Source organism: Wolbachia endosymbiont of Drosophila baimaii (genome assembly GCF_028982185.1).
GTDB lineage: Bacteria > Pseudomonadota > Alphaproteobacteria > Rickettsiales > Anaplasmataceae > Wolbachia > Wolbachia pipientis.
In genome coordinates this window covers 1-500 of record NZ_JAPQLE010000204.1, presented here as the reverse complement: position 1 = coordinate 500, position 500 = coordinate 1, and the positions used below count along the sequence as shown (strand labels likewise).

The 500-nt window shown below is 40.0% G+C and carries 1 pseudogene; it reads right to left on the bottom strand.

The features are described 5' to 3' along the window. Positions 1-94: 94 nt before the first annotated feature. Positions 95-415 (bottom strand): annotated as a pseudogene (locus OZD66_RS05870) (hypothetical protein); the annotation flags it as partial. Positions 416-500: the final 85 nt, after the last annotated feature.

The window sequence follows — 500 nt, the reverse complement described above, 5'->3', positions numbered from 1 at the left end:
AAATACCAGAATAATAAGCTAATGATATTCTCCACCTTTTTTATCTTTAATCCATCATAGCTAGCGATGCAACAAAGCCATCCCAGTGTCTGGGCACTGGGATGACAGGAGGGGGGGTTGGAATGACACCAGTATGGTTATTAATTGAATAAATAACCTCCTTATTTTCAGAAATCATTGGCAAACAAATGTGATGCCATATGTTTTTTGGCTTGGATAAGAGGTGCCCAGTTAAGTCTTCCAGGTGGAGCCTATGCATCACAAGCACAATTACTCCTTTTTTTCTATCGTTGAGTCTCGTTACTAAAGTCTGATCGAACCAGTTTGTGGCACGTTTTCTAAATGTTTCACTCAAAGCTTGAGCAGGGTTAAGCGGATCATCCACAATAATAAAGTCACCACCTTCACCGGTTATAGCTCTTTCCATAAAAGTCCGGATGTGATAGGATAAGGATAGATGATGATAAGGAGGTTGAATGCCAGCAGCATATAGTTATGAT